Source organism: Prescottella sp. R16 (assembly GCF_030656875.1).
Taxonomy (GTDB): domain Bacteria; phylum Actinomycetota; class Actinomycetes; order Mycobacteriales; family Mycobacteriaceae; genus Prescottella.
Map to the genome: position 1 here is coordinate 2,395,579 of NZ_CP130943.1, position 23,581 is coordinate 2,419,159.

At 72.4% G+C, this 23,581-nt stretch carries 18 protein-coding genes; 11 read left to right on the plus strand and 7 right to left on the minus strand.

Features of this window, described 5'->3' with window-relative positions; all coding sequences use genetic code 11:
* Positions 1–98: 98 nt before the first annotated feature.
* The gene (locus tag Q5696_RS11265; RefSeq protein ID WP_305091459.1) at positions 99–836 is read right to left on the minus strand and encodes a hypothetical protein; all 738 of its coding nucleotides are present in this window, start codon (positions 834–836) and stop codon (positions 99–101) included.
* Between the two features lie 121 nt (positions 837–957).
* On the opposite strand from Q5696_RS11265, the gene Q5696_RS11270 reads away from it, so the two are divergent.
* The 3 genes from Q5696_RS11270 to Q5696_RS11280 are packed head-to-tail and all read left to right on the plus strand — an operon-like array spanning position 958 to position 4,387.
* Positions 958–2,430, plus strand: coding sequence for a FecCD family ABC transporter permease (locus Q5696_RS11270; protein WP_370654770.1), 1,473 nt, complete (start codon positions 958–960; stop codon positions 2,428–2,430).
* Between the two features lie 47 nt (positions 2,431–2,477).
* Positions 2,478–3,527, plus strand: a complete 1,050-nt coding sequence (locus Q5696_RS11275; protein WP_370654918.1) for a FecCD family ABC transporter permease — start codon at positions 2,478–2,480, stop codon at positions 3,525–3,527.
* A complete protein-coding gene (locus Q5696_RS11280) occupies positions 3,524–4,387 on the plus strand; it encodes an ABC transporter ATP-binding protein (RefSeq protein ID WP_305091461.1) in 864 nt (287 codons plus the stop codon). Before Q5696_RS11275 ends, Q5696_RS11280 begins: the two co-directional genes overlap by 4 nt.
* On the opposite strand, the gene Q5696_RS11285 is transcribed toward Q5696_RS11280, so the two are convergent.
* The 3 genes from Q5696_RS11285 to Q5696_RS11295 all read right to left on the minus strand — a co-directional run bounded on the left by Q5696_RS11285 (position 4,377) and on the right by Q5696_RS11295 (position 10,173).
* Positions 4,377–6,233, minus strand: a complete 1,857-nt coding sequence (locus Q5696_RS11285) for an alkyl/aryl-sulfatase (protein WP_305091462.1) — start codon at positions 6,231–6,233, stop codon at positions 4,377–4,379. The two genes, Q5696_RS11280 and Q5696_RS11285, sit on opposite strands and share 11 nt — an antisense overlap.
* 107 nt (positions 6,234–6,340) lie before the next feature.
* Positions 6,341–8,857: an MprF family protein gene (locus Q5696_RS11290; RefSeq protein ID WP_370654771.1), complete on the minus strand. Its 2,517-nt coding sequence runs from the start codon at positions 8,855–8,857 to the stop codon at positions 6,341–6,343.
* Positions 8,854–10,173 carry an alpha/beta hydrolase gene (locus Q5696_RS11295; RefSeq protein ID WP_305091463.1) on the minus strand — a complete coding sequence of 440 codons (1,320 nt, stop codon included), beginning with the start codon at positions 10,171–10,173 and terminating at the stop codon, positions 8,854–8,856. The genes Q5696_RS11290 and Q5696_RS11295 overlap by 4 nt, the downstream gene beginning before the upstream one ends.
* A gap of 133 nt (positions 10,174–10,306) precedes the next feature.
* On the opposite strand from Q5696_RS11295, the gene Q5696_RS11300 reads away from it, so the two are divergent.
* The 4 genes from Q5696_RS11300 (at position 10,307) to gnd (ending at position 15,836) form a co-directional block, all read left to right on the plus strand.
* Positions 10,307–10,726, plus strand: a complete 420-nt coding sequence (locus Q5696_RS11300) for a BlaI/MecI/CopY family transcriptional regulator (RefSeq protein ID WP_305091464.1) — start codon at positions 10,307–10,309, stop codon at positions 10,724–10,726.
* 28 nt (positions 10,727–10,754) lie between these two features.
* A complete protein-coding gene (locus tag Q5696_RS11305; RefSeq protein WP_305091465.1) occupies positions 10,755–11,720 on the plus strand; it encodes a M56 family metallopeptidase in 966 nt (321 codons plus the stop codon).
* Positions 11,721–12,093: 373 nt separating this feature from the next.
* On the plus strand, positions 12,094–14,247 hold the full coding sequence (locus Q5696_RS11310) for a DEAD/DEAH box helicase (protein ID WP_305095243.1): 2,154 nt from the start codon (positions 12,094–12,096) through the stop codon (positions 14,245–14,247).
* Positions 14,248–14,381: 134 nt separating this feature from the next.
* The gene (gnd, locus tag Q5696_RS11315; RefSeq protein WP_305091466.1) at positions 14,382–15,836 is read left to right on the plus strand and encodes an NADP-dependent phosphogluconate dehydrogenase; all 1,455 of its coding nucleotides are present in this window, start codon (positions 14,382–14,384) and stop codon (positions 15,834–15,836) included.
* A 54-nt stretch (positions 15,837–15,890) separates the two neighbouring features.
* Here the strand turns inward: gnd and Q5696_RS11320 are convergent, their stop codons facing one another.
* From Q5696_RS11320 to ftsW, 3 genes are read right to left on the minus strand one after another with little or no spacing between them, the layout of a single operon-like run.
* Positions 15,891–16,511, minus strand: coding sequence for a DJ-1/PfpI family protein (locus tag Q5696_RS11320; protein WP_305091467.1), 621 nt, complete (start codon positions 16,509–16,511; stop codon positions 15,891–15,893).
* A 56-nt stretch (positions 16,512–16,567) separates the two neighbouring features.
* A complete protein-coding gene (locus tag Q5696_RS11325; protein WP_305091468.1) occupies positions 16,568–17,056 on the minus strand; it encodes a nucleoside deaminase in 489 nt (162 codons plus the stop codon).
* A gap of 34 nt (positions 17,057–17,090) precedes the next feature.
* The gene (gene ftsW / locus Q5696_RS11330; RefSeq protein WP_305091469.1) at positions 17,091–18,479 is read right to left on the minus strand and encodes a putative lipid II flippase FtsW; all 1,389 of its coding nucleotides are present in this window, start codon (positions 18,477–18,479) and stop codon (positions 17,091–17,093) included.
* A gap of 152 nt (positions 18,480–18,631) precedes the next feature.
* Here ftsW and Q5696_RS11335 point away from each other — a divergent pair, with 152 nt between their 5' ends.
* Genes Q5696_RS11335 through Q5696_RS11350 form a run of 4 tightly spaced genes read left to right on the plus strand, consistent with a single transcriptional unit; the run spans position 18,632 to position 23,389 of the window.
* Positions 18,632–19,954, plus strand: a complete 1,323-nt coding sequence (locus Q5696_RS11335; RefSeq protein WP_305091470.1) for a DEAD/DEAH box helicase — start codon at positions 18,632–18,634, stop codon at positions 19,952–19,954.
* 4 nt (positions 19,955–19,958) lie between these two features.
* On the plus strand, positions 19,959–20,858 hold the full coding sequence (locus tag Q5696_RS11340) for a DMT family transporter (protein WP_305091471.1): 900 nt from the start codon (positions 19,959–19,961) through the stop codon (positions 20,856–20,858).
* A gap of 26 nt (positions 20,859–20,884) precedes the next feature.
* Positions 20,885–21,910, plus strand: coding sequence for a pirin family protein (locus tag Q5696_RS11345; RefSeq protein ID WP_305091472.1), 1,026 nt, complete (start codon positions 20,885–20,887; stop codon positions 21,908–21,910).
* A gap of 42 nt (positions 21,911–21,952) precedes the next feature.
* Positions 21,953–23,389, plus strand: a complete 1,437-nt coding sequence (locus Q5696_RS11350; RefSeq protein ID WP_305091473.1) for a GuaB1 family IMP dehydrogenase-related protein — start codon at positions 21,953–21,955, stop codon at positions 23,387–23,389.
* The last annotated feature ends 192 nt before the right edge of the window (positions 23,390–23,581 follow it).

The following is a 23,581-nucleotide window of genomic DNA, read 5'->3' on the forward strand; positions in this document are numbered from 1 at the left end:
GGTGGCGGAGTCGCTGCAGCCCTCAGGTCTCCGGCTCGGTCCGGCAGTATCGACCACCCGACCATAGGGCAGGCTGCCCTAAGATCGCAAGGGTGTCGTCAGCAGGCGGCGGCGAGCGGGGCGCGGGCCCGCACCGGCATGCCGAGCAGCTCGAACGCGTCGAGCAGGCCCTGCCCGCGGCGGTGTGCGACCGACCGGGACGTGCCCGCCCGCACCGGCACCTGGGTGGCGGCGCCGAGGACGGCGTCGGCCACCAGGGCGGCGAACCGGGTGGGGTCGACCGGTGCGACGGCCCCGAGTGCGGTGCGGGCGGCGGTGAGCGAGGTCAGGCAGCGGTGCGCGGTCCACACGTGCAGGGCGCGTTCGCACGGGAGGGTGACGGTGCCCGGCGTGCCGGCGAGCGGGTCGTCGGCCAGGACGCGCAGCCGGGGATCGTCGAGGCCGGCCCAGTCGATGCCGGCGTCGTTGTCGAGGTGGAGCCAGAGATTGTCGACGCCGGGATCCCAGGCGCGGGCCTCGAGGACGGCGAGGGCGGCGACCCGTCCGACGATCGCGTGGACGAGGGCGGCGGCGACCTGGACGGCGGCGGCGTGCGGCGAGCGCAGGTCGTCGAGGACGCGGGCGTACATGTGGCCGATGCGGTGCCCCGGGGCCCCGGACGTCCCGGGTGTTTCCGTGCAGGCGGCGAGGGGCCACCAGCGTCGGCGGCCCTGGTCGGCCATGGTGGCGACGGCGTAGACGCGGGGATAGTCCGGGGAGATGTCGCGCAGGCGGGCACACGAATGTGCGAGCGGGGTCGTCGTCGAGGGCTCGTCGTGTGTTCGATCATGAAGCATGAGCGTAGGCTAGCCTAACTGCCCGGCCGTCCGGTCCTGCCGACACGCCTTCGGTTAGCCTTCCGTAACCTCGACCCCGAACCGCCTGTGTTTCCGTGTTCTCGCTAGGAGCCACCCAGCCGTGACGACGACCCGCCTCCCGGACCTCCCCCCGGACGCGCCCGGGCCCACCCGTGCGCCCGACGGCGGAACCCTCGACATCCCCACCGGGCCCGCACCCGCCGTCCTGCGCGGCGTCGCCGCCGTCGCCGACCTCGGTGTCGTCGCACTGCCCCTGGTGGTCGGCTGGTACCTCGTGGCGTCCCTCGCCGACGCCAACGGCGGCGGCCAGGCCGACCGGCTCGTGTTCGGCGGCGCCGCCGTCGCCGTCGCCGCCGGGCTCGCGGTGTGGAACCACGGATTCCGGGAAGGCCGCACCGGCGCCAGCGTCGGCAAGGGCTGGGCCGGACTGGTCACCCGGGACGCCGGCACCGGCGCCCCGATCGGCACGTCCCGAGCCCTGCGCCGGTGGACCGGGGGCCGCACCGAGGTGGTGCGGCAGCGCACCGCCGACGCGGACGGGTTCACCCCGATCGCCCCCGACACGTCCCTGTCCGCGGTCCGCCGCCGACGACTCCTCGGCCTGGCCGCGCTCGTGGTGCTGCTGGTGCTGGTCGGGTTCGCGAGCATCGCGGTCGGGGCGCGTCCACTGACCCTGGCGGAGATCGTCCACGCCCTGTTCGAGAACACCGGCGGGGAAACCGACATCATCGTCCAGTCCCTGCGGATCCCCCGCACCCTCCTCGGCCTGGTCGTCGGGATCGCGCTCGGCGTCGCCGGGGCCCTCATCCAGGGCCACACCCGCAACCCCCTCGCCGACGCCGGCCTGCTCGGACTCAACGCCGGTGCCGCGTTCCTCGTCGTCCTGGCGATCTACGCATTCGGGCTGTCCACGCCCAGCCAATACCTGTGGTTCGCGTTCGCCGGGTCCGCGCTCGCCTCGATCACCGTGTTCGGGATGTCGTCGATCGGCGGCGGCAAGGCCAGCCCGCTCAGTCTCGCGCTCGCCGGGGCCGCGGTCGCGTTCTTCCTGCAGGCCATGACGAACGCCGTCGTCCTGCTCGATCAGACCAGCCTCGACGGCTACCGGTTCTGGGTCGTCGGATCGGTCGCCGGCCGCGGCTACGACGTGCTGTGGCAGGTGCTGCCGTTCCTCGTGCTCGGGGTGGTGATCGCGGTGGCGAGCACCCCCGGCCTGAACGTGATCAGCCTCGGAGAGGACGTCGCCCGCACCCTCGGCACCAACGTCGCGCTCTCCCGCACCGTCGGTATCGTCGCGATCACCCTGCTCACCGGCGCCGCCACCGCGGCCTGCGGCCCGATCGCGTTCATCGGCCTGGTCGTGCCGCACGTCGCGCGCGCGATCACCGGACCCGACTACCGCTGGCTCGTCCCCTACGCCGGACTGCTCGGCGGGCTGATGCTGGTGACCGCCGACGTGATCGGCCGGGTCGTCGTGCGTCCCGGCGAACTACAGGTCGGCATCGTGCTGGCCGTGTTCGGTACCCCGTTCTTCATCGCGCTGGTGCGGCGCAGGAAGCTGGCGAGCCTGTGAGTGTCCTCGATTCCCGCCGCCCCGGGGGCGCCGCCGCACCCACCTCGGTGCCGTCACGTCCCGCGTTCCGTCTCGGCCCGATCTCGCTGGTGTGGCGGCCGTACATGATCGTGGTGAACCTGGTCCTGGTGGCGCTGCTGTTCCTGCTGGTGTGCCTCGGGATCGGGCGCGGCGACTTCCCGCTGTCGGTGCCCGACGTCGCGCAGGTGCTGTTCGGGGGCGGCTCGAAGGTGCAGCGGTTCATCGTGATGGATCTGCGGCTGCCGCGGGCGGTGACCGCCGTCCTGATCGGGGTGGCGCTGGGGATCTCCGGTGCGATCACCCAGTCCATCGCCCGCAACGCCCTCGCCAGTCCCGACGTCCTCGGCATCACCGCCGGCTCGAGTGTGGCCGCGGTCGCGTTGATCGTCCTCGGCGGCGGCTCGTTCGTCGGCGTGTTCGCGACCCTCGGGGTCCCGCTCGCCGCCCTGGCCGGGGGCCTGATCACCGCGGCCGCGATCTATCTGCTGGCGTGGCGGCGGGGGGTCGACGGATTCCGGCTGGTCCTCATCGGTATCGGCGCGAACGCGATGCTGGTGGCGATCACCCACTGGCTGCTCATCTCCGCGGACATCAACGACGTCTCCCGCGCCAAGGTGTGGCTCAACGGCTCCCTCAACGGCGCCGGATGGGCGCAGGTGTGGCCGGTGGCGATCGCGCTCGTCGTGGTCGGCGGCTGGGCGCTGATCGCCACGTTCACGCTCGGTGCGCTGCGCCTCGGCGACGACAACGCCCGCTCCCTCGGGGTGCGGCAGCAGTCGGCGCAGGCGAAACTGCTGCTCGCGTCGGTGGTTCTCGCCGCCGTCGCGACCGCCGCCGCCGGCCCGATCGGCTTCGTCGCGCTCGCCGCCCCGCAGGTCGCGCTGCGGCTGGTGCGGTCCGCCGGCCCGCCGATCGTCGCCTCCGCGCTCACCGGCGCCGTCCTGGTCGTCGGCGCCGACATCGTCGCCCGCACCGTGCTGCCGGTGGAACTGCCCGTCGGTATCGTCACCTCCGCGCTCGGCGGTCCGTTCCTGCTGTATCTGCTCGTCCGCCACAATCGGAAGGTCTCCGCATGACGACCACGATCCCCGCCTCCCCCGCCCCGCGGCTGACCGCGCAGAACCTCACCCTCGGCTACGGCGACCGCATCATCGTCGAGGGCCTGGACGTCGAGATCCCCACCGGGGTCGTCACCACCGTCATCGGCCCCAACGGGTGCGGTAAGTCGACGCTGCTGCGGGCCCTCGGCCGGCTCCTCAAACCGCGCACCGGCACCGTCCTGCTCGACGGCAAGGCGATCACCACGATGCGCACCCGGGACGTGGCCCGCACCCTCGGGATGCTGCCGCAGGCCCCCGTCGCCCCCGAGGGGCTCACCGTCGCCGACCTCGTCGCCCGCGGCCGGCACCCGCACCAGTCGTGGATCCGGCAGTGGTCCTCCGACGACGAGGGCGAGGTCGCCCAGGCCCTCGCCCTGACCGGGGTGTCCGATCTGGCGGACCGGCCCGTCGACCAGCTCTCCGGCGGGCAGCGGCAGCGGGCCTGGATCTCGATGGCACTCGCCCAGGGCACCGACATCCTGCTCCTCGACGAACCCACCACCTACCTGGACCTGTCCCATTCGGTGGAGGTCCTCGATCTCGTCGACCGCATGCACGAGGAGATGGGCCGCACCGTCGTCATGGTGCTGCACGACCTCAACCTCGCCGTCCGCTACAGCGACCACCTGATCGTCATGACCGGCGGCCGGATCGTCGCGCAGGGACGCCCCCAGGACATCGTCTCCGTCGACCTGCTCCGCGACGTGTTCGGTCTCGACGCCGCGATCGTCGACGACCCCGTCTCCGACCGTCCGCTGATCGTGCCGATCGGATCCCGGCACGTGTTCGGGGCCGTCGGCGGGCCGGTCCCCGAACCGGCCGCGGTCACGGAGTGACGATCGCGAAATCCGGGTCGGGGGCGTCGAGGTAGGAGACGAGTTCCGTGAGCCGCGCGACGTCACCGGTCCCCGTGACGGCCCCGTCGGCGAGCAGGGTGTCCATGTCGGCGCCGCCGAGCAGCAGCCGGTGCAGGTCGACGTCGGACAGGGTGAACGCCGCATCCGGGTCCGGCAGGCCGCCGGCGATGTCGCCGCCGCGATCGAAATGGACGAGCAGCCCGTTGCGCAGCCGGGTGCGGTACACCGTCCCCGTCAGATGCCAGTCGATCGTGATGTCCGCGTCCCACGACCTCGGCCCGTCCACCCGCAACGCCACCGCGTCGAACAGTTGCTCCACGCTGAGCGCGCCCGCGATGTCGGGGGACGCGGTCACCGTCGGCGTCCCCACCGGGCCGTGCCGTAGCTCGTACGCGCCCATGAGGTAGAAGTTGCGCCACGTGCCGTTCTCGGAGCCGAAACCGAGCTGCTCGAGGGTGTCCGCCTGCAATGCGGTCGCGTCCCCGTTCCCGGGATCGGCGAAGATCACATAGTTCAGCAGCTGCGCCGCCCACCGGAAATCCTTGTCCTCGAACGCTTTCCGTGCCTCCGCGACGACAGTGTCGGCGCCGCCCATGCATTCCACGTGCCGGATCGCCGACGCCACCGGCGGATGCTCCCACAGCCGGGCCGGGTTCCCGTCGAACCACCCCATGTAGCGCTGGTAGATCGCCTTGACGTTGTGGCTGACCGACCCGTAGTAGCCGCGGGTGTGCCACACGTTCGCGATCGCCGGCGGCAACGTGATGTCCTCGGCGATCTCGATGCCGGTGGCGCCCTTGTTGATCGCCCGCAACGTCTGATCGTGCAGATACCCGTACAGGTCCCGCTGCACCGACAGGAACTCCGTCAGCCGCCCCGTCTCCCACGTCGGCCAGTGGTGCGACGCGAACAGCACGTCCGAGCGGTGCGCGTACCGGTTGATCGACTCCGTCAGATAGGTCGCCCACACGTGCGGGTCCCGCACCAGCGCGCCCCGCAGCGTGAGCAGATTGTGCAGGGTGTGAGTGGCGTTCTCCGCCATGCACAGCGCCCGCCGGTCCGGGAAGTAGAAGTTCATCTCCGCCGGCGCCTCCGTGCCCGGGGTCAGCTGGAACTCCATCCGCACCCCGTCCACCGTCTCCGTCTGCCCGGTGTGGGTGACGTCGACGGTCGGCGCGATCAGGGTCGGTGTCCCCGTCGACGTCGTCGGCCCCAGCCCGGCGCCCACCGCGCCCTGCGGGCCCCGCGGCAGCGCCGCCCCGTACATGTACGCCGCCCGCCGACCCATCGCGGTACCCGCGTACACGTTCTCCGCCACCGCATGTTCGACGAAGCCGGCCGGCGCCAGGACCGGGCAGCGTCCCGCATCCACGTCCTCCTGGGAGATCACCCCCTTGACCCCGCCGAAATGGTCGATGTGGCAGTGCGAATAGATCACTCCGGTCACCGGGCGGTCGCCCCGGTGCTCGCGGTACAGGGCCAGGCCCGCGGCGGCGGTCTCCGCCGAGATCAGCGGATCGATCACGATCACCCCGGTCTCGCCCTCCACCAGGGTCATGTTCGACAGGTCCAGGCCCCGGATCTGGTAGATGCCGTCGCACACCTCGAACAGGCCCTGGATCGCGCACAGCTGCGACTGCCGCCACAGGCTCGGATGCACCGTCGGCGGGCAGTCGCCGCCGAGGAACGCGTACCCGTCGCTGTCCCACACCACCGCACCCGAGGCGTCCGTCACCGTACCCGGGGTCAGGGCGGCCACGAACCCCCGCCGCGCGTCCTCGAAATCCTGGTTGTCGTCCACTGGGAGGTCGCCACTGTTCGTCATGCCCACCACGCTGCCGTCCCGGGGGCCGCCGGTCCTCATCCACGGCGGGTGAACAATCGCGGTGCCCTTTTCCGGTGGTGGGAGCCACCGAACAAGCGCACCGCTCCTCACCTGCGGATCATCGTGCGCACCAGCCGGAGTCCCTGACCGAGGGACACGTCGGGCAGGTAGGCGCGGCCGACGGCGTTGCCGATGCTCGGCAGGGCCACCGGGTCGGGGAAACACATGTACATCGGTTCGTAGCGGGGCTGGAACTTCGACTTGAACGCCAGCAGCGACCGGAACCCGTAGACCGGTTCGAGGGTGCGGCCGAGCAGGTCGAGCATCGAGTTCACGGTGGACGCGGCGGCGTCCCCGTTCTTGGTGGCCAGCGGCGCCCCGGACAGGCTGACGAACTCGGCGCCCTCCGCCTCGAGGAGCAGCGCGGCCGACGCGATGAGGAACTCCATCGCCGGACGGAACCCGGAGGTGCGACGTCGCATGAAATCGAGAGTCCAGCCGACGATCCGGCCGTCCCGGTACACCGGCAGCCACGACGTGACCCCGTGCACGGTGCGGTCGGCGTCGACGGCGATCAGGCAGCGCACCTGCGGATCGTCCATCTCGGCGAGCCCGCCGAGGGTGAACCCCATCTCCGGCATGCCCTTGTCGGCGACCCATTCCTCGGAGATGGCGACGATCTGGTCGGTGATCGCGAGCGGCGCGGTGGGAAAACTGATCCATTCGGCGGTGATCCCCGTCTTCCCGGCCCGGTTCAGGGCGGTGCGCACGTCCTGGAACTTCTTGCCGGTGAACGCGATCGACCCGAGGTCGAGGACGGTTTCCTCGGCGACCTGCACGGCCGTCCACCCCTGGCCGGCGGCGGCGTCCCGGACGTGCCCGGTGACCGAGTAGAAGCACGGCACCCACCCGTTGGCGGCCGCGAACTCGGCGAACCCGGCGACGTCGGCGGCGGCCCGCTCCGGGCGGCCGACCGGGCCGCCGGTGGTCAGGGCGATGCCGCCGATCACCCGGTAGGCGACATAGCTGTCGCCGCCGGGCGAGAACCAGTAGCTGTTGCCGTCCCACAGCGTCATCCACGACAGGTCGCTGCCCGAGCCGCCGGTGAGGATCGTGCGGGCCCGGTCGACGGCGTCGGTGCCGGGCCCGTGCGCGGGACGCAGGAACGTCGCCGCCACCAGCACGCACACCGCCACCCAGAACACCACCCCGGTCCACTCGTAGAGCAGGGTGGCCGCCCAGTTCACCGGCAGCAGCCGCGGGTCGAGCATCTGCAGGTACACCGGCGGCACCAGGCGCTGCGGGAAGTCGGCGAGCAGCGTCGGCACCGTCGGCGGCCGGTCGAAGCCGTGCCGCGCCCACAGCCCGCCGAACACGTAGGCGACGGCGAGCCCGGCGGTGAGGACGGTGAGCCGCACGAACAGTCGCCGGTAGGTGCCGGTGGGGGCGGCGACGTCGAACAGCCGCCGGGTCGCCACCAGCAGGATCAGCACCGCGAGCGGCGTCAGGAACGGGGTGAGCGTGCGGTACACCGTCGGGGTGTCGAGCCCGTAGAACAGGGACTGGCCGGGCAGCACGTCGATGTAGCGGACCGCGAAGTTCAGCAGCGACAGCGCCAGCAGCACCACCTGCGCGAGCGTGGAGGCGATCCACGCGAACCGGCGGCCGCGACGCAGCCCGTCGCACAGCACGAGCAGCAGCAGCGACGGCATCAGGCTCAGCAGCAGCGGCCCGGTCCCGGACAGGCGCAGGTCGAGCTGTCCGCGGCGGCAGTCCGGGTCGGTGGCGTTCTCGGCGCAGATCTCCCGCACCTCCGCCGGCGTCCACGGCACCCCGCGCAGCAGGTCCCGCAGCACCGCGAGGGGGCCGACGGCGTGCGGGGTGAGGGCGGCGAGCATGGTGCCGATCGCGGTGGCGGCGACGACGATCGCGACGAGGACGCGGCCCTCGCGGCGGGTGCCGGTAATCGGTCGGCCTCGCTCTGTCGGATACCGACTGCGGCCCACGAGCCACGGTCCGAGACACAGGCCGACGACGGCGCCACCGAGCCGCATCACGTCCTGCAGCTGTCCGGCGAACAGGACGAGGGTGATGGTCAACGCGAGCAGCCCGACACGGATGCGGCGCCGCCACAGGGTGTCCATCGACGCGCTCGCGGTCATCGCGACACCGACGATCCACGTGCTGGGGCCGATCGCCGCACCCAGATGCAACCGGAACCCCCACCCGGAGTCGAGGAGCCGGGCGGCGGCCGCGACCCCGGCCCCGAGGACCGCGCCGGCGACCTGGGTGATCAGGGCGGACGCCGCGAACCGGCCCGAGCCCATCCGCCGTTCCAGGGGGGCGGCGACCACGAACACCAGAACCGTCGCGGCCAGATAGCCGAGCAGGCCGTGCGCCCACAACCCGGACGTGAGCGGTGTCCACAGCCGCCAGTGCTCGAGCGGGCCGATCCCGACCGCGAGATGCCGGTCGACGAACGGGCCGGGCCCGTGCAGGACGGTGTCGGTGGCGAACCCGAGGATCCACATCACCGCGAGGATCGTGACGGCGACCGGCGCCCCGGTGACACCGTCGCGGAGCAGGTCGAGGAGCCGGCGGCCGTACCGGCGCAGCGCGGTCACGCCGTCAACCCGAGGCGGGTCGCGAGCCAGCCCAGTTCGGTGCGCAACCCGGCGGACCACACCAGGAAACTGTGGGTGCCGGGCACCTCCACGAACCGCACGTCCATGCCGGCGTTCTGCGCGGCCGCGTACACCTTCTGCAGGTCGCCGCGGTAGGCGTCGTCGTGGTCGCCGACGACGAACACGCCGGCGGTGTCCGGGTAGCGGCGGGTGGCCAGGAGGTCCATCGGGTTGACGGCGGTGAACGCGGCCGTGTTGCCGCCGAACGCCTCGTCGACGGTGCGTTTCCGGTCCCCGAGGGTCGGTTCGAGCTGCCCGGACAGGTCCAGGAACGTCGGGTACACGTCGGGTCGGGTGGTGGCGAGTTGCAGCGCGCAGGTGCCGCCGTACGACAGGCCGGCGACCGCCCACGAGCGGGGGTCGGGGTCGATCTGCAGGTGCGTCTTCGTCCAGGCCGGGACGTCGACGGTCAGATAGGTGGCGACGTTGCCGAGTGCCGAGTCCAGGCACAGCGGGTTCGCGAACTGGCTGCCGGTGCCGTCCGCGACGACGACGACCGGGGCGAGACCGTGATGGGTGCGGGCGAACTCGTCCATGGTGGCGGCCAGTTTCCCGCCGTGCAGCCAGTCCTCGGGCGATCCGGGCTGCCCGGCGAGCAGCACCAGCACCGGCAGCAGCGGCCGTGGGGACGCGAAGTAGGCGGGCGGGAGGTAGACGACGGCGTCGCGGGCCGTGAACCCGGAGGTCGTGGCGGGGATCGGCACCGTCGTGTAGCGGCCGCTGCCGGGCAGGTCGGTGGGGGCCTGCGGCGCCCACACCGGTTCGAGGGGCCGTCCGGTGACGACGGGCCCGGACGGGTCCGGCAGCTGTGCGGCGTCCATCCGGTCGGGGTCGGGCAGCCCGAGTGCGGTCCCCACCGTCGGGTACGCGTAGAAGATCTGGTTGATCTGTACGGCCGCGGTGAGCACGACGGCCGTCGCGGCGACGATCGCCACCGGGATCGTGGCCCGCCGGCCGGCGACGCATCGCGGGACGACGAGCAGGAGCGCGGCGATCCCGATCCCGATCCACACGTATACCGCGGTGGCGACGGGGTCGGGGAACGGCCGCCACACCTTCTCGACGACCAGGTAGATCACCGCCGTGGCCACGGCCGCCCCGGTCAGGGCCGCCGGGAGGGCCCACCGCAGGAACCAGCGGCGCCGGGCCGCGACGAGCCAGCCCGCACCGAGCAGCGCGAGGACGGCCGCGACGACGGGCAGCGGCCCGGACACCAGTGAGACGCGATCGAGCCAGCCTGTGAGCCCTTGCGACACCGGACCTCCCGTTCGACTTTTCCGTCCACCGGTATACCGCGCCGCCGGGGCTGCGACCACTATCACACCCGAAAACACGGGTTACTACCGGTAGTAGTAAGCGGTTGTGGTGTCCGGTCCGTAGACTCGGGTCATGGCTGGACTCGGCGAGCTCGAACGCGCAGTGATGGACCACCTGTGGTCGGTGTCGGAACCGCAGACGGTGCGGCAGGTGCACGAGGCCCTGGCCACCCGCCGGGAACTCGCTTACACCACGGTGATGACCGTGTTGCAGCGTCTCGCCAAGAAGCATCTCGTCATCCAGCAGCGCGACGACCGCGCCCACCGCTACCTGCCGGTCCACGGGCGCGACGAGCTCGTCGCGTCCCTCATGGTCGACGCGCTCGCGCAGGCCGACGCCTCCGGGGAACGCGCGGCCGCCCTCGTCCACTTCGTCGGGCAGGTCGGTGCCGACGAGGCCGCCGCGCTGCGGGAGGCCCTCGCCGCGCTCGAGCAGGCCGAGGCCGCGAAGCAGGCCCCGGGACTGCATCCGGGCGTCGGCCGGGCCAGCTGACCCCGGCAGACCACAGAAATCCCGTGCGATGAACGCCACTACGGCGCTGGCCTTCGGGTTGCTGGCGCTCGTTCTCACCGGCCCGGTGCCGACGCTGCTCAGCCGCGCCCGCTGGCCGTTCCGGTCGCCCCGCGCCGCGCTGGTGCTGTGGCAGGCCATCGCGATCGCCGCGGTCCTGTCCGCGTTCTCGTCGGGACTGGCGATCGCGTCGCTACTGCTGGTTCCCGGCCCGGACGGGCGTCCCACCACCGAACCGACCGCCGAGATCGACGCCCTCGGCCTGCCGCTGTGGATCCTGTACGTCGCCGTGTTCGCGGTGACCCTGCTGATCGGCGCGAAACTGATCTTCTCGACGGTGCGGGTCGCGATCCACACCCGCCGTCGCCGCTCCCGGCACCGCGTGCTCGTCGACCTCCTCGACCGCCGGGACATCGACCTGACCGAGGTACTCGGTCGCATGTCGGACGTGCGGGTCCTCGACGCCGCCGAACCGATCGCCTACTGCCTGCCCGGGCTGCGGCAGCGGGTGGTGCTCAGCGAGGGCACCTTGTCCTCCCTCGGCAACGACGAGATCCGCGCGATCCTCACCCACGAACGCTCCCACCTGCGGGCCCGGCACGACCTGGTGCTCGAGGCGTTCACCGCCGTCCACTACGCGTTCCCGCGGGTGGTGCGGTCGAAGTCGGCGCTCGGCTCGGTGCAGCTGCTCGTCGAACTGCTCGCCGACGACTCCGCGGTCAAGGTCACCGGCCCCGCCCCCCTGGCCCGCGCCCTGGTCGCGTGCGCCGGATCCGTCGCCCCCCGCGGCGCGATGGCGGTCGGTGGCCCGTCCACCCTGGTGCGGGTGCAGCGGCTCACCGGTGCCGGCGCGGACCTGCGGGTCGCGGTGGCCGCCTACGCCGCCGCGGCCGCGATCCTGATCGTCCCGACGATCGCGGTGGCGGTGCCGTGGCTCGTCGAACTGAGCCGGTTGTTCTCCCCCGCCCCCTACTGACCGGCTCGCCGTTGCGCTGGTCACAGCCCGACACGGAACTGGTCGACCGCCGAAAAGATCGCGTACACTCGACCGCGGCCCTGCATCAGGGCAAGTTCATTCATGTGAGGCACACAGCCCCGTCACCCCGCGAACGACGCATAGACGGCCAGGTGAATTGTGCCCTGGCTCGTCTCTTCGTGCGGCTGCAGGACAGCCCGCTCCGCGACGCGCCCGACGTCCGGAGAGGTAAATCCGCGTGACTTCTGCTGCCCCCGATACTTCCACCCCCGACTCGATCGACACTGCTGTCGACTCCGTCGTCGACACCCTCGACACCGCTGCCGTCGACTCGGTCGAGGCCCCCGAGGCCCCCGAGGCCGACACCCCGCAGGTGACGTTCGCCGAGATCGGGCTGCCCGAGCCCGTCGTCGCGGCCCTGGCCCGCAACGAGATCACCGTGCCGTCGCCGATCCAGGCGATGGCGATCCCGGACGCGATCGCCGGGAAGAACATCCTCGGCCGCGCCCAGACCGGCTCCGGTAAGACGCTCGCGTTCGGTCTGCCGATGCTGGCCCGCCTGGCCCGGCACGAGGACCGCCCGGACCCGAAGCGGCCCCGCGCCCTCGTCCTCGTCCCCACCCGTGAGCTCGCGTTCCAGGTGGTCGACTCCCTCACCCCGTACGCGGCGTCCCTCGGGCTGACCGTGCGGGCCGCGGTCGGTGGCACCCCGTTCACCAAGCAGGTCGACCAGCTGCGTCGCGGCGTCGACATCCTCGTCGCCACCCCCGGCCGTCTCGGCGACCACCTGCGGCAGAACACGTGTGTCCTCGGCTCCATCGAGATGACCGCCCTCGACGAGGCCGACCAGATGGCCGACATGGGCTTCCTGCCCGAGGTCCGCACCCTGCTCGGCGACACCCCCGCCGACAGCCAGCGGCTGCTGTTCTCGGCGACCCTCGACAACGACGTGCAGGCCCTCGTCCGCGAGTTCCTGCCCGAACACGAACTGCATTCGACGCAGGACGGCCGCGCCTCGGTCACCACGATGGACCACTACGTGCTGCTCGTCGAACGCGGCCAGAAGGACGCCGTCCTCGCCGAGATCGCGTCCCGCCAGGGTGGCCGCACCATCATGTTCGCCCGCACCAAGCTGGGCACCGAGGGTGTCGTCGAACGTCTCCGCGAGCAGGGTGTCGCCGCCGAAGCCCTGCACGGCGGCAAGGCGCAGAACCAGCGCACCCGCGTCCTCGAACGGTTCAAGACCGGCCGCACCCCCGTCCTGGTCGCGACGGATGTCGCGGCACGAGGAATTCATGTCGACGGCATCGACCTCGTCGTGCACGTCGACCCGCCGCAGGACCACAAGGACTACCTGCACCGCGCCGGCCGCACCGCCCGCGCCGGCGAGGCCGGTGTCGTCGCCGCGATCGTGCTCCCGAACCAGCGCCGCATGTTCCGCCGCCTGACCGGCATGGCCGGTGTCGACGCCACCGCCGTGCCCGTCTTCCCCGGTTCCGAGGAACTCGCCGCCATCACCGGCGCCCGCACCCCCAGCGGGGAACCGGTGCGCGACAGCTACTTCCGCAGCGAACGCGGCGACCGGGGCGACCGGGGCGGCCGCAGCGGCTTCGGTGACCGCCGGGAACGGTCCTTCGGGGACCGGGGTCCGCGCCGCGACTTCGACAACCGCGGCCCGCGCCGCGAGGGTGGTTTCTCCGGGGATCGGAACGACCGGGGCCCGCGCCGCGACTTCGGGGACCGGGGCGACCGCCGCGACGGCGGGTTCCGCGGCAACCGGGACGACCGGCCGCGCCGCGACTTCGACAATCGGGGCGATCGGGGCGACAACCGCTCGTTCGGGGACCGGGGCCCGCGCCGGGACGGCGGATACCGCGGCGACCGGGACAACGGCCGCCCGTTCGAGAACCGCGGCCCCCGCCGCGACTTCGGTGACCGGGACAACCGGGACAGCCGCGGCGGGTTCCAGGGCAACCGGGACGACCGACCGCGCCGGGAGGGCGGCTTCTCCGGCGATCGGGATCGCCGGGACAGCTTCCGGGACAACAACTTCCGCGGCAACCGGGACGATCGCGGGGACCGTGGAGAGCGCGGCAACCGCAGCTTCGACGATCGGGGACCGCGCCGCGACGACCGTTCGTTCGGGGACCGGGGCCCGCGCCGGGACGGCGGATACCGCGGCGACCGGGACAACGGCCGCCCGTTCGAGAACCGCGGCCCCCGCCGCGACTTCGGTGACCGGGACAACCGGGACAGCCGCGGAGGGTTCCAGGGCAACCGGGACGACCGACCGCGCCGGGATTTCGACAATCGTGGCCCGCGCCGCGACTTCGGCGACCGCGACAACCGGGACAGCCGCGGCGGTTTCCGGGGCGATCGCGACAACCGGTCCTTCGGGGACCGTCGTCCGTCCGGGTCGTCGGGGGCGGCAGGGTCTTCGGAGCAGCGCAGCGGCGGGTTCCGTAGCCGCACCGAGCGTCGCAGCTACGACGGTTTCGACGGCCCGCGCCGGGACCGCAACGCGTAATACCGGATCCGATGCCTCTCACGGCCCCGGCCACCCGTGAACGGGTGGCCGGGGCCGTGTGCGTGTCGGGTGTCACACCGGCGAACGTCGGGGCCGGTTCGCGTGTGGACGGGGTGACGAGGGAAGCTGTATCCATGACCACCTCTGCCAGCACCGAGACTGCCCGCGCCCAGATCGGCGTCACCGGGCTCGCCGTCATGGGCTCGAACATCGCCCGCAACTTCGCCCGTCACGGGCACACCGTCGCGCTGCACAATCGCAGCATCGCGAAGACCGATGCGCTTCTGGCCGCGCACGGCGACGAGGGCGACTTCGTCCGCACCGAGACCATCGAAGAGTTCGTCGGCGCGCTGCAGAAGCCGCGACGCGTGCTGATCATGGTCAAGGCCGGCGACGCGACCGACGCGGTCATCGAGGAGCTCGCCGACGCGATGGAGCCCGGCGACATCATCATCGACGGCGGCAACGCCCTGTACACGGACACCATCCGCCGGGAGGCGGCGCTGCGCGAGCGCGGCCTGCACTTCGTCGGCGCCGGCATCTCCGGCGGCGAGGAGGGCGCCCTCAACGGGCCGTCGATCATGCCGGGTGGCCCGAAGGAGTCGTACGAGGCGCTCGGCCCGCTGCTGGAGTCGATCTCGGCGCACGTCGACGGCACCCCGTGCTGCACGCACATCGGCCCGGACGGCTCCGGTCACTTCGTGAAGATGGTGCACAACGGCATCGAGTACGCCGACATGCAGCTCATCGGCGAGGCGTACAACCTGTTCCGCGACGCGCTGGGCTTCGACGCCGAGCAGGTCGCCGACGTGTTCACCGAGTGGAACGCCGGCGACCTCGAGTCCTACCTGGTGGAGATCACCGCCGAGGTGCTGCGCCAGAAGGACGCCAAGACCGGCAAGGCGCTGGTCGACGTCATCGTCGACGCCGCCGAGCAGAAGGGCACCGGCCGCTGGACCGTCAAGTCCGCGCTCGATCTGGGTGTGCCGGTCACCGGTATCGCCGAGGCCGTGTTCGCCCGCGCCCTGTCCGGGTCGCGCGCGCAGCGCAAGGCCGCGCAGGGACTCGCGTCCGGTGTGCTGGGTACCAAGCCGACCGACGTCGCGCAGTTCACCGAGGACATCCGCCGGGCGCTGTACGCGTCGAAGATCGTCGCGTACGCGCAGGGCTTCGACCAGATCCGTGCCGGCAGCGACGAGTACGGCTGGGATCTCACGCCCGGCGACATGGCCACGATCTGGCGCGGCGGCTGCATCATCCGCGCCCGCTTCCTCAACCGGATCAAGGAGGCCTACGACACCAACCCGGATCTGACGTCGCTGATCGTCGAGCCGTACTTCCGGGAGGCCATCGAGAACGCGATCGACAGCTGGCGTCGGGTCGTCGTCACCGCCACCACCCTGGGCATCCCGGTGCCGGCGTTCGCGTCGTCGCTGTCGTACTACGACGGTCTGCGCGCCGAGCGGCTGCCGGCCGCGCTGACCCAGGGCCAGCGCGACTTCTTCGGCGCCCACACCTACGAGCGCATCGACCTGCCCGGCAAGTTCCACACCCTGTGGAGCGGGGACCGGTCCGAGGTCGAGGCCTGACCGACACGGTCGTGCCGAACGGGGCGGGTGCAGCGATGCACCCGCCCCGTTCGGCTATCCGGCCGGGGTGTGTGCCGCGAGCGTGGCGTAGGCGGCCGGGTCGGCCCGGCAGAACACACCCTCGTATGCGTCGAGCACCTCCTGTGGGACGAGTCCGAGCCGGGACAGGACGGCGGTCGCGAACTGCACCGGTGACTGCGGTCCCGCGGTGATCAGATCCCGGTCGACGACGGCGCGGGCGTCGACGTAGTGTCCGCTGCCCGCATACCGGGTGGCGGTGAGGTATCCGGCGTCGGCACTGGTGTGCCGGCGGTCGTCGAGTAGACCGGCGCGGGCGAGGCCGGCGGTGGCGCCGCAGATCGCCGCGACCGGAACCCCGGCGTCGAGGAATCGGGCTGCGGCGGATACGAAGTCGTGTCCGCCGCCGTCGTCCCACAGCGCCGCGCCCGGCAGGATCAGCAGGTTGCTGTCGGCAGGATCGAGGTCGGCGAGCAGCATGTCCGGCAGGATCCGCACCCCGCCCATCGTGGTGACCGGCGCGGCGGTCGCGGCGACGGTGCGGATCGTGAACGGCACCCCGGTCAATCGTCCGGTGCGCAACTCGGCCAGCAGATACCCGGGCTCCCAGTCGGCGAGCGAGTCGTACACGGCGAGATGTGCAATGCGATCGGTCATGACGACATCGTGTCAGTGGGGTCCGACATCGGCGGGTCAGTCGGTGTTCCGCAGGATCAGCGGCGGGCGTGCAGCCGCCGGTGCAGGTCGTGGACCTGGTCGACGAGTTCCGGGACCGGGCCGGCGACGTCGATGCCGGGGGCGACGTCCCGGATCGGCAGGGGCCGCACCGGCGCCGGGGGCACCTGCAGTTCGGCGAGCCAGGTGACGAGCTGTTCGGTGGACGTCACGTAGACGATGCGGCCGAGCCCCACCCAGGCGTGGGCGGCCGCGCACATCGGGCAGTGTTCCCCCGACGTGTAGACGGTGGCGGTGGCGCGCTGTTCGGGGGTGAGATGCTCGGCCGCCCAACGGGCCAGTTCGAACTCGGGATGCCGGGTGTGGTCGCCGCCGGCGACCCGGTTGCGGTCCTCGGCGACCGCGGTGCCGTCGGCGAGGGCGAGGACGCAGCCGAACGGCTCGTCCCCGGCGTCGAGGGCCTCGGTCGCGAGGACGACACAGCGCCGCAGATGGTGCAGGTCGGTGTCGGTCAGGTGGGGTTCCATGACCCCAGTATCGGCCACCGTGTCGCTCCCCGGATCAGCGCCGGGCGCGTCCGGCACCGGCTGTCGGACGCTGTCGCTCCTGCCGGGGGCGATCGGCGCGCTGCCGGACATCGGCGCGCGCGGCCCGTGCGGCCGGGGCGGGTCGGCGGGGCGTGCCCGTCCCGGGGCGGGGGCGTCGGGGGGCGACGGATGCCGCGGTCGGTCGCCCGAACACCGTGCGCATCCATCGGCCGCCGCCGCCCTGGAGGGATACCAGGGCTTCCGGTTCCCGCAGCGCCGCGTGCGCGATGAACCCGAACATCATCATCGTGGTCACCATCGACGTGCCGCCGGCGGAGATCAACGGCAGCTGCAGGCCCGTCACCGGTACCAGGCCGACGACGTAGGCGACGTTGATGAACGCCTGCAACACGATCCAGGTGGTCGCGGCGGCGGTGAGGATCCGCAGGAACGGGTCGGTGGACCGCTGGGAGATCCGCATCCCGACCAGCAGCACGATCGCGAACAGGGCGATCAGCAGCAGCGCACCGACGAATCCGAGCTCCTCCCCGACCACGGCGAAGATGAAGTCGTTGTGCGACTGCGGCAGATAACTCCACTTGGCGTCGGACTGTCCGAGGCCGGTGCCGAACACGCCGCCGTTCGCGAGCGCATACTTCGCCTGGATCGTCTGATAGTTCAGGCCCTGCGGATCCAGGTCCGGGTTCATGAACGCCTTGATCCGGTCCGACCGGTAGCCGGCCGTGAGGCCGAGGATCACCGACGCCACGACACCGGTGACGGTGATCGCCGTGACGTAGCGGGCCCGGAACCCGCCGAACCACAGCACCGACATCACGATGATGCCGATCGTGATCATCGTGCCCAGGTCCCGCTGCAGCACCACCAGCGCCATCACGAGTGTGCTCACCAACGCCAACGGTTTGAGCGCGGTGTTCACGTCGGCGCCGGCCGACAGGTACGTCGCGATCAGGTGCGCACACCAGATCACCAACGCGACCTTCGCGAACTCCGACGGCTGGAACGACACCCCGGCGACGACGAACCAGCTGCGGGCACCCATCTGTTCCACACCGATCCCCGGGATGAGCACGAGTACCAGCAGCACCCCGGCGATCCCGAGGAGCCACGGCGCCCACCGGCGGATCGTCCGGGTGCTCACCCGCACGATCGCCACGAACGCGACGACACCGATCGCCGCGTACATCGCCTGCGGCAGGAACCGCGCATACGGGGATCCCGACGTCACGAACGACTCGACACTCGACGACGACAGCACCATCGTCAGCCCGAACGCCACCAGCAGTGCGGTCACGGCGAGGATCACGTGGAAATCGAACAGTGGTCGCCCCGCCCACACCCCGAACCTGCCCCGCGACGACGCCGTCCCCCGTGGCCCACCCATCCCAGACCGATCCTTCATGCGGTCATGCTCCCATGCCGCCGCGGGACCGGCAGCGGGGCGAATCGTTCCCGGCCGGTGCCCGGCGCAGCGGCGCCTTCCTCGTCGACGACGGGTATCGCCGGGTGGCGCGGTAACCTGGCTTTTTCCCTACGGAAGGCCCGCACCCTCTCATGCCCGACAGTTCCGTTCCCTCGTTCGCGCAGCTCGGGCTGCCGGTGCCGCTGGTCCACGCCCTGGGCCGGGGCAAGATCACGACGCCGTTCCCGATCCAGGTGGCCACGATCCCGGACATCCTGGCGGGGCGGGACGTGCTGGGCCGGGGCCCGACGGGGTCGGGGAAGACGCTGGCGTTCGGGTTGCCGATGCTGGTGCGGTTGACCGGTGGGGCGTCCCGGCCGGGGCGGCCGCGGGCGGTGGTGCTGGTACCGACGCGGGAGCTGGCGCAGCAGATCGAGTCGGCGCTCGACGAGCCGGCGCTGGCGCTGGGGTTGCGGATGGTGTCCCTGGTCGGCGGAATGCCACTCAAGGCGCAGGCGTTCCGGCTCGCCCGGGGGGTGGACGTGGTGATCGCGACCCCGGGCCGGCTGGTGGACCATCTCGGCAAGGGCACCGTCACCCTCGACGACGTGCGGATCACCGCGGTCGACGAGGCCGATCACATGGCGGAGCTGGGGTTCCTGCCGCAGGTCACCCAGGTCCTCGACCGCACTCCGGTGGCGGCGCAGCGGCTGTTGTTCTCGGCGACCCTCGACGGGGAGGTCGACACCCTCGTCGCGACCTATCTGCACGACCCGGTCACCCATGCCACCGCCGAGGCCGTCGCCGCCGTCGACACCATGACCCATCACGTGCTGCAGGTGCCGCGGCACATCAAGTGGGACATCGTCGCCCGCATCGCCGCCCGCAAGGGCCGGACACTGTTGTTCGTGCGCACCAAGGCCGGGGTGGACCGGCTCACCGACGAGTTGCGGGCGGTCGGGGTGTGTGCCCGCGGCCTGCACGGCGACAAGCCGCAGGCCCAGCGCACCCGGATCCTCGCCGAGTTCACCGGCGGCACGATCCCCGTCCTGGTCGCCACCGATGTGGCGGCCCGCGGCATCCACGTCGACGACGTGTCCCTCGTGGTGCACGTCGATCCGCCGACCGAACCGAAGGCGTACCTGCACCGGGCGGGCCGCACCGCCCGCGCCGGGGACAGCGGCACCGTCGTCACGATCGTCACCGAGGACGAGCGCGGTCCGGCCGCGAAGGTGATGCGGGCCGCGGGCGTCGACGCCGCGGTCCTGCCGGTCGGCGGTGGGGACCGGCGGTGGGAGTCGGTGACCGGGGCGCGGCAGCCGTCCGGCACCCCCGTCGCCGAACCGACTCCCCCGAAGCCGGTCGAGGCGCCGGAGTCGGGCCGCCGGTTCCGGGGCCGCGGCGAACCGCAGCAGCGGCAGCATCGCCGGCCCACCGGTTCCGGTCGCGGACGCCGCCGCGGCGGAGCACACTGACCGGATGTCGGGTCCGCCGGTCGCCGCGATCGGGTGCGCGCTGGCCGCTGCCCTGTTGTTCGCGTGTGCGTCGGTGGCGCAGCAGAGTGCGGCGGCCACGGTCCCGCACGGCCGGTCGCTGATCGGGTCCCTGGTCCGCAGCCCCCGCTGGTGGGCGGGGGTGGCCGGGGACGGCGGCGGCTATCTGCTGCAGGTCGTCGCCCTCGCCCTCGGGTCGGTGCTGGTGGTGCAGCCGCTGCTGGTGTCGATGCTGCTGTTCGCGTTGCCGTTGTCGGCCCGGTTCTCCGGCCACCGGACGACGCGGCGGGCGTGGCTGTCGGCGGGCGCGTTGACCGTGTCGCTGACGGTGTTCCTGATCGTCGGCGACCCCACCGAGGGTGCGGTGGACGCCCCGTGGGCGCAGTGGGCGCTGCCGCTGACTGTCGTCGTGGTGGTGCTCGCCGCCGTCACCGTCGCCGGTCTGTCGCCGCGGCTGGACGCCGGTGGCCGGGCGCTGCTGCTCGGGGCCGCGGCCGGTGGCCTGTACGGGGTGGCGGTGGCGTTCACCAAGTACGTGACCGGTCTCGTCGAGCACGGGGTCGGCGCGGTCGCCGGGGCGTGGCAGACGTACGCGCTGCTCGCGGCCGGGGCGGCCGGGGTGTATCTGCAGCAGCGGGCGTTCCAGGTGGGGCCGCTGCCGGCGTCGCTGCCGGCGATCACGATCGCCGAACCCGTCGTCGCGATCGTGCTGGGCACGACGGTCCTGGGGGAACGCCTGCGGACGTCCGGCGGCGGGGTCGTGGTGGTGGCTGCGGCGGGGGTGGTGATGGTGGCGGCGACGATCGCGCTGTCCCGGGAGCAGGCGCCCCGACGGGACGGTGCCGGGAATGCCGGGACCGTCTCCCCCGTTACCCGGAACACATAGAAATTTCAACCATTCTGGGAGGCATCGTGAGTGCATCGCCCCGCACCGGTCAGCTGTTCCGGCTCGGCACCCCGTGGCCGGGACTCGACCCGTTCCTGTTCGCCGTCCACCACGTCGACCACTATCCCGCCGGACGCGACGACCTGACCCCGGCCGTCGACGTCTCCGATCGGCCGCTGGGCCGCGACTTCGGGCATCCGTCGGGCTGGAACATGTACCACGGCACCACCGTTCCCGGGTTCCCCGCACACCCGCACCGCGGTTTCGAGACCGTCACGGTGCTGCGCCGCGGCATCGTCGACCACGCCGACTCCACCGGGGCGTCCGCCCGCTACGGCGCCGGGGACGTGCAGTGGGTGACCGCGGGCGGCGGCGTCAGCCATTCGGAGATGTTCCCGATGCTGCACACCGACCGCGACAACGACTTCGAGCTCTACCAGATCTGGCTGAACCTGCCCGCCCGCAGCAAGTCCGCGGCCGCCGAGTTCACGATGCTCTGGAGCGAGGACATTCCCGAGGTGGTCACCGACGGCGCCCGGGTGCGGGTGATCGCCGGCCGGTTCGGCGACGCCGCCGCCCCTGCACCGCCGACGAACTCGTGGGCGTCCGAACCCGACACCGACGTCGCGATCTGGCTGATCGACCTCGACGCCGACACGACCCTCGACCTGCCGGCCGCCGGGAACGCCCACCGGGTGCTCTACGTGCACGGCGACGACGCACACGTCACGGTCGACGGAACCGCGGTACCGGCCGGGTACGGCTGGGCCCCCGGGGACGCCGGCCCGTCGACGCTGCACGCGGACCGTCCGTCGACGGTCCTGGTGCTGCAGGGCGCCCCGATCGGCGAGCCGGTGGCCGCGCAGGGCCCGTTCGTGATGAACACCGACACCGAGATCGCGGCCGCGTACGACGACTACCGGCGCACCGGGTTCGGCGGCTGGCCGTGGCCGACGCAGGACCCGGTGCATCCCCGCGACGCCGGACGGTTCGCCCGCCACGGCGACGGCCGGATCGAGCGTCCCGGCCGGGACGGGGACACGCGCGGCTGATCTGTCCGGCGCACGGCGTCGGCGGGCGTTAGTGTCGCGACTGTGCAGTTCCTTCCCGGACATCGCCCGCCCTACGACCTGACGTACGACGACGTGTTCCTGGTCCCGAACCGGACGGAGGTGGCGTCCCGGTTCGACGTGGACCTGGCCACCGCGGACGGGTCGGGGACCACGATCCCGATCGTGGTGGCGAACATGACCGCGGTCGCCGGGCGCCGGATGGCGGAGACGGTGGCCCGCCGCGGCGGGCTCGTGGTGATCCCGCAGGACGTGCCCACGGCGGCGGTCGCGGAGACGGTCGCGTTCGTCAAGAGCCGGCATCCGGTGGCCGACACCCCGATCACCCTCGACGCCGACGACGCGGTCGCCGACGCGTTGACGTTGCTGCCGAAGCGGGCGCACCGGGCGGCGGTCGTCGTCGAGGACGGGCGCCCGGTCGGGGTGCTCACCGAGGCGGCGTGCACGGATGTGGACCGGTTCACCCGGGTCGGCGCGGTGGCGGTGCGCGACTTCGCGACGGCCCCGGTGACGGCGTCGCCGCGGGAGGTGTTCGCCCTGCTCGAGGCCCGGCACGATCCGCTCGCGGTGATCGTCGACGACGCCGGACGGCTGGCCGGGGTCCTCACCCGCACCGGCGCGATCCGGGCCGGGATCTACCGGCCGGCGGTCGACGGCGGCGGCCGGTTGCGGGTCGCGGCCGCGGTCGGGGTCGGCGGGGACGTGGCGGCCAAGGCGGCGGCCCTCGCCGACGCCGGGGCGGACGTGCTGGTCCTCGACACCGCGCACGGCCACCAGCAGCGGATGATCGACGCGGTCCGCGCGGTCGCCGCCCTCGGTCTCGGGGTGCCGCTCGTCGCCGGGAACGTGGTGTCGGCCACCGGGACCCGCGATCTGCTCGACGCGGGCGCCACGATCGTCAAGGTCGGGGTCGGCCCGGGCGCGATGTGCACGACCCGGATGATGACCGGGGTGGGCCGCCCCCAGTTCTCGGCGGTCGCCGAGTGCGCCGCGGCGGCCCGGGAGCTCGGTGGGCACGTGTGGGCGGACGGCGGGGTCCGGCATCCGCGGGACGTGGCGCTCGCGCTGGCGGCGGGCGCGTCGAACGTGATGGTGGGCTCGTGGTTCGCGGGCACCCACGAATCGCCGGGCGAACTGCGCGTCGACGCCGACGGCCACCGCTACAAGGAGAGTTTCGGGATGGCGTCCAAGCGGGCGGTCGCGGCCCGGACCGCATCGGACACCGCGTTCGACCGGGCCCGCAAGGCCCTGTTCGAGGAGGGCATCTCGGCGTCGCGGATGCGACTGGATCCGGACCGGCCGGGGGTGGAGGATCTGCTCGACCACATCTGTTCCGGGGTGCGCAGCACGTGCACGTACGCCGGGGCCCGCACCCTCGACGAGCTGCACGACAAGGCGGTGGTGGGGGTGCAGTCCGCGGCCGGCTTCGCCGAGGGCCGACCACTCCCCACCGGCTGGTGAGGAATGTCCGTTTCATCTGTTTCCTGGGCTGCTCCGGTACAGTGAAGGCTCGTTTTCGGAAACAAACGCGGCACCGGACACGTTGAACTGTCACGACCTGCGCCGCCCGACAGAGAGGACCGAGGTGCCCGAGGCACCCATATCCACACCCCCCGACGCACCCCCAGCGGGCACCTCCCCCGGATCGGATTC

Bases quoted from the DNA above. Each gene is read 5' to 3' on its own strand.
- Q5696_RS11265 (WP_305091459.1), bottom strand. From the start codon at position 836: ATGCTTCATGATCGAACACACGACGAGCCCTCGACGACGACCCCGCTC.
- Q5696_RS11280 (WP_305091461.1), top strand. From the start codon at position 3,524: ATGACGACCACGATCCCCGCCTCCCCCGCCCCGCGGCTGACCGCGCAG.
- Q5696_RS11285 (WP_305091462.1), bottom strand. From the start codon at position 6,233: ATGACGAACAGTGGCGACCTCCCAGTGGACGACAACCAGGATTTCGAG.
- Q5696_RS11300 (WP_305091464.1), top strand. From the start codon at position 10,307: ATGGCTGGACTCGGCGAGCTCGAACGCGCAGTGATGGACCACCTGTGG.
- Q5696_RS11305 (WP_305091465.1), top strand. From the start codon at position 10,755: ATGAACGCCACTACGGCGCTGGCCTTCGGGTTGCTGGCGCTCGTTCTC.
- gnd (WP_305091466.1), top strand. From the start codon at position 14,382: ATGACCACCTCTGCCAGCACCGAGACTGCCCGCGCCCAGATCGGCGTC.
- Q5696_RS11320 (WP_305091467.1), bottom strand. From the start codon at position 16,511: ATGACCGATCGCATTGCACATCTCGCCGTGTACGACTCGCTCGCCGAC.
- Q5696_RS11325 (WP_305091468.1), bottom strand. From the start codon at position 17,056: ATGGAACCCCACCTGACCGACACCGACCTGCACCATCTGCGGCGCTGT.
- ftsW (WP_305091469.1), bottom strand. From the start codon at position 18,479: ATGAAGGATCGGTCTGGGATGGGTGGGCCACGGGGGACGGCGTCGTCG.
- Q5696_RS11335 (WP_305091470.1), top strand. From the start codon at position 18,632: ATGCCCGACAGTTCCGTTCCCTCGTTCGCGCAGCTCGGGCTGCCGGTG.
- Q5696_RS11340 (WP_305091471.1), top strand. From the start codon at position 19,959: ATGTCGGGTCCGCCGGTCGCCGCGATCGGGTGCGCGCTGGCCGCTGCC.